General features: G+C 36.4%; 6 protein-coding genes. 3 read left to right on the top strand and 3 right to left on the bottom strand.

The annotated features are described in order from the left end of the window. Both ACTXGF_RS27240 and ACTXGF_RS27235 read right to left on the bottom strand, forming a co-directional pair. Nucleotides 1–255 (bottom strand): RepB family plasmid replication initiator protein (locus ACTXGF_RS27240; RefSeq protein WP_522885875.1); only part of this gene is annotated, 255 nt, incomplete at its 3' end. Between the two features lie 391 nt (nucleotides 256–646). Next, entirely contained in the window at nucleotides 647–2,263 is a 1,617-nt protein-coding gene (locus tag ACTXGF_RS27235) for a MobA/MobL family protein (RefSeq protein ID WP_443535671.1), read from the bottom strand. A 376-nt stretch (nucleotides 2,264–2,639) separates the two neighbouring features. Between ACTXGF_RS27235 and ACTXGF_RS27230 the strand changes: the two genes are divergently transcribed. From ACTXGF_RS27230 to ACTXGF_RS27220, 3 genes are read left to right on the top strand one after another with little or no spacing between them, the layout of a single operon-like run. Then, the gene (locus ACTXGF_RS27230) at nucleotides 2,640–3,380 is read left to right on the top strand and encodes a hypothetical protein (protein WP_443569823.1); all 741 of its coding nucleotides are present in this window, start codon (nucleotides 2,640–2,642) and stop codon (nucleotides 3,378–3,380) included. Beyond that, entirely contained in the window at nucleotides 3,358–3,807 is a 450-nt protein-coding gene (locus tag ACTXGF_RS27225) for a hypothetical protein (protein ID WP_443535677.1), read from the top strand. The genes ACTXGF_RS27230 and ACTXGF_RS27225 overlap by 23 nt, the downstream gene beginning before the upstream one ends. A gap of 5 nt (nucleotides 3,808–3,812) precedes the next feature. Further along, a complete protein-coding gene (locus tag ACTXGF_RS27220) occupies nucleotides 3,813–4,493 on the top strand; it encodes a hypothetical protein (RefSeq protein ID WP_443535675.1) in 681 nt (226 codons plus the stop codon). A gap of 12 nt (nucleotides 4,494–4,505) precedes the next feature. On the opposite strand, the gene ACTXGF_RS27215 is transcribed toward ACTXGF_RS27220, so the two are convergent. After that, nucleotides 4,506–5,198, bottom strand: a 693-nt coding sequence (locus ACTXGF_RS27215; RefSeq protein WP_522885874.1) for a RepB family plasmid replication initiator protein, incomplete at its 5' end; no start/stop codon positions are given.

The raw sequence follows: 5,198 nt of genomic DNA, 5'->3' as shown, positions 1-5,198 counted from the left end.
AACGTAACTAAAACGTCTGTTAAATAGATTTTCCTCAGCGTCTTTCATTCGCTGATAGCCATTTTGTCGAGTTGTTCCAAACATTTCAGCATAGCGTAAGGCGTCAATGCGTAAAGGTTTATCAGTACTCAGTCCAGTGTTTGTCTCTCTTGCATCTACTATCGCTAATTGAATAATGCGGATTTCAGGTAAAGACAAGTTTTGTAGGGCTGAATTAAGCTGATTTGTTTTGACAACCAAGTTACCCTTAGACATACAACTTCCTTGTGGTTTATTTATAACTACACTATCATAACCAAGTATATTAATCTACAAATAATATTATGTAGACTAATGGTAAGTAAACGTAGTCATATGGGTAAGTAAACGTAGTCATATGGGTAAGTAAACGTAGTCATATGGGTAAGTAAACGTAGTCATATGCAAGCTGAAACCCTTGAAATATAAGGGTTTCAGCTTGCTTAAAAGCTTATAAAAGCATTAAAAACATTAAAAGCCTTTTTTGTTTCTTTAACTAAGTGCAAAAAAAGCTAATTTTAAGCTATCTATTATCTTCATAGCTTTACTAAAATATTCATTATTAAGTGTTAATTTTGAGCGTTTCTTTATAACCAACTATGTATTAATACCTCAGACGGCAGAGAGTCTAAAACCTAGGTATAGGGGAACTATTAGCTATCCTAGACTCATTTCTATCCTTCTGTAAGCCATTAGACTGTTCCTTGGTGCTATTGTATATATCCACATTAAGAACTTCCTGACGGTTATCTGAAAGCGTTTTAGCATTATGTCTTTCTCTTTCTTTCTCGGGATCACGAACTATTTCGAAAATATCTGCATTATTTCTAAAGAAACTCAAATCATTAGCCAGATTCTTATGGTATTGATCAAAGTCAGCATGATCTTCATGAAAATTCCTATCAAGATTATACTCAATAGCAAAAGCTTCCAATATTTCTTGTTGTCGCTTATCAAATTTCTGTGAATGCATTGGATCATCTACACTCTCGTAAGATTCCCACTTAATACGATTATTACTGTCTTTACGTTTGGTAATCTTATGAAGTAACCGACGGTTTAATAACTCAGCTTCTCTAGCGTATCTAGCAACGACGAATTTTCTTTGTCCAACCCACTTATTTCCGAGTCCAGAGTATTTTTGAAGCTTACTAGTTGTTTCGTCTGTTGTTCTATCAAAAGCTTCTGTTTCTCGATTATAGCTAACAGCTGCTGATTCTCTAGCAGCACTGCTTCTTCTGATTGCGTCAGAGAAAGGGTTTGAGGCTTTGCTAGCTCTTTTCTCAATAAGTCGTTCGCTGTACTCAACTCTCTGTTTGCTGTACTTAATTCCTTTATCGAGGTGACTTGTGACTCGTTCGTTGTAACCAATTGTTCTACTTGCTCGTTTAAGGTATCTATCTGTTGTAGCAGATTGTCCATTTGCTCTATCTGCAAATCTTTTGACAGTAGCAGCTCTTGAATTGAAGACAGACTCGTTACGTTCACTGATTTCATCGTTATGCTCTCTTTTTCTGTCTGATAGTGGGCTTCTGCCAATGTGTACCTGCGGCAATACGTCTAATTTCCGATCTTTATAACTAAGACTACTAACAGCTTTGATACCGTGCTCTAAGAGTCGCTTATTGATCATTTCTGCCCATTCTGCGCGTACTGTTTTGATATATTCAGTTTCTTTTACCAAACCTTTAGCTTTTCTAGCCGTACCGTCTAGCTCTGAGTCAGCTTTGTCAGTGAATATCAGCTGATTAGCAGTATTTAGCTCAGCTTTGCGAGTGGTAAACATGATATGAGCATGAATATTGCGCTCGTCATCGTCGTCAGTTGTATTGTCGGCTGCCTTACTTGAAGGCTTAGGCGCAGGAACATTGCTTTTAAGCTTGGGGTTATGAATACAGCAATCAGCAATCACGCCTAAATCGTTTGCCATTTTTGTCGCAAACTCTTCTGCCAATGCGATGTTCTCGCTATCGCTCAACTCATGAGGTAATGCTAACAACCATTCACGAGCGACCCTAGCTGATGATTTGAGCGTCTTATCTTTCTTAGTCACCTCATGCTCTTCAACCATTGACCACAAGTTTTCACGGTCAATTTTGAAATCTTGCTCAGCCAATACAGCTGGCAAAATAATATTCTTGTGCATGATGTCAGACTTCTTACTATAGTCATGAACCATCGCATTAGGATTGTATTTGTTCTTATCCGTCAGCTTTTCACCTGCTCGATAGGCAGCAGCTGCCACAGCATTATGTCCTTTGCTACGACTAATCGGTTTCACTTCTGCTCTGTATAAAGCCATGATATAAGCTTTCCAATAAAGTAGTTTTTGGGGGTTTGGGGTGTCCCCGACGTAGTACGAGAAATAATATAATAGCACGGAGTAAGCGTATTATATTATTTCTCGTAACTGCGCTCTTGCAGAGGGCTTAAAAAATTGAAAAGCTGGTTAAGCTAGGGTAATAAGGATTGGTAAGCTGTATATTTTTACTAAAAAATTTGCCATTAGTGATACACTGCCCATAATATAGGTAGTGCACAGTAAGATAGTGACTGTACTGAGAGATAAAATCGTTCAGATTTCTTTCATAAACACGAATACTAACAAATGAAGATACAATATGTTTAAGCAAGGTATTGGCTGGAAGATCGATAGATTGGGCGCTCTTATCAAAACAGATAAATCTATTTCGATGATAGCAAACGAATGGTCACAGCTAGCAACAGGTAATGATGCTGATTTGGAGATCCCATTAAATCCTGACGATCCATCAAAACCAATGATAATCTTCACTATCCTAGATAATAAAAAATATGTAATAGGATATTTTGAGGAAAAAAACTCTATCAATATTCATTTGGATTATGATGACGCTGATATTTCAGAATACACAGAGATGAACCATGAGATGAATGAGTTTTATGATTCGGTAGAGCGTCTACTTACAAAGTATTTGCCTGAATCTGTTACTGACATCAAGCTAGGTGTCGAAATGATTGACTATATCGACAAACCTTCTGATGGAATAGAAAAGTTTAAGCATAACTTTTCTTATTTCTCTGGTATCAATGCGGGTATTAGTGAGATTGATTTAAAGCTTAAAAGTAAATTCTTCATAGAAAATAATGTTGAAATTAGAAAAACGCTGGAGTTCTCAAATCAGAAAAAACTCAAGATAGTAGTGGATTCCAATATGGAGAACGCTTCTACAAAAAATATAATAACAGCCAATATAGAGCTTGATATTGTTAAGGAAGATGTAGCAAATATTGATGCTATCAATCATATTGGTATATTAAAAAAGAGCTTATTGGATATAGTAAGAGAGGAGCTTTGCTATGAGTCAAATATCAAAAAATAGTGCCCTTTTTTCTATGATGCTAATGGAGCACACTGGAAAGAGGGTCGAAATAACTGAGATAGATAGTTTTGAGAACTGTAGTGACTATCTTAAAATCAGAAAAGAAAGTCGAACATTACTACGTGATACTGACATGTATAAAATATATGTCTTTGAAAAAAATAATGAAGGCAAAAAAGCATGTACTTATGCATCTATGTTGATGCATTTTGCCGTGCGTTATGAATCTGTAGATACAATTGACACTTTCTTCGAGTCTTTAGACAAGACAGCTATGACTTCATGGTCTTTAATGGCTTTCTTAAGAACAACTTACTCTTACCGCCGTCGTCTTAGCCAGTGGGAACACCTATACAAAGTGACTTACGACCAAGTTGTAAAAGAAGGTTTGAACCCTAAAAGAGAGCTACACGGATTAAATGTCTAAGCTATATGAGAACTCATGAAATAAACATAAGTGAAAAGCTACTTGGTAAGAAAGAAAGCGACAGCCTAGGCCTTACTATTAACCGCTTGAGAAATAATCGTGAACACAAACATACTGGTTTCGTCTTTTTAGATAATGAGGATAACAAACCAATATTAGCTCATCTTTCAAACCGTTATAGATATGAAAAAAGTAAATTAAAAGGTCTTGGTCTGCTTTGGTTAGACTTTATTACCGAAAGAAATGCTGCAATTATTACAACTGAACTCAGGTTGCTTGGACTTAAAGAACTAGATATCAGTAGTATTTACGGTATAACCAATAAAGGAGGTACAACAATCAGTGGTGGTTCGATTGTTGTAAATCCTGATGTGGAAGGTGATAGCTTGACATGCGCCACGTTCGTACTCTGCGTTCTTGAACAGTTTGCTTTTGAGGTCATAGACAGAGATAGTTGGCAGATCACAGCTGAAGATACTCAATGGCAGAAAGAAATACTTGAAATACTTGAACCTTATTTACAACCTGCTTTTTATAAAATTCAGAAGGATAATGTCGGTAAGGTAGTTAGGATACGACCAGAACAAATTGTTGGAGCTTGCGGTATCTATGATTACAGCCCTGTGAGTTATGATGATGCTTGCCAGGCAGCAGATTTAGTTCTTGAAGGTCTTGATAATATATAGTTAGGCACTTTGTTATTTAAGATAATCTCTAATTGGACGCTTTTTAAACTGAGAAGCGTCTTTTTTAAGACGATTAACCATTTCAACTTCCCATACTTTAATATCCTGACCTGCCGGACTGGTTGAACTCACTAAATCATTATAGTCTGCTATAAAAATCGGATTACGAGCAATACGTCCCAACTGCTTATCGCTCAACCCTTCAATTGTAAACATATCTGATGTATTACTACTCCTTCCGTTGGTTGAATTCTGAGTGTTTTTAGGCTTTTCCTTATCTGAAACTTTGAACTTAAAACCTATTATAGTTCTACCTTTTTTAACTTGCTCATAACCAACCTTAATATCAGTTTTTTCATTAATTTCTTGAACCGCAAGATCTAAAACCCTTAACTTAAAATTTCCCATTCTTTTATACTCACTAGACTCTACGCCTAGTTGATCTCTGAACCTTTCAAGCTCAAACATAGGAGTGTTTTTAGCTTGTTTCCATTGCACTAATAACTCATAAAGCCTTACGGAGTAAATACTATCCATACTTGCTGTTTGCTCTAGCAGATAAGAAGTGAAAAAATCTTCCGCACCATTAATACGGCTAATCCCCTTGACTACGGCAAGAGTGAAAACTAATTCAATTGCGCCCTCATCATCAAGGTAAGTTACTTGCTGAATCCAACGTGATTTGACGACCTTTCCTTTTTCATC

The sequence above is a fragment of the Psychrobacter sp. 1Y6 genome (assembly GCF_052258385.2).
Lineage (GTDB): Bacteria > Pseudomonadota > Gammaproteobacteria > Pseudomonadales > Moraxellaceae > Psychrobacter.
Note: the sequence above shows the minus strand (reverse complement) of the source record. Positions and strands in the feature narration are given on the sequence as shown.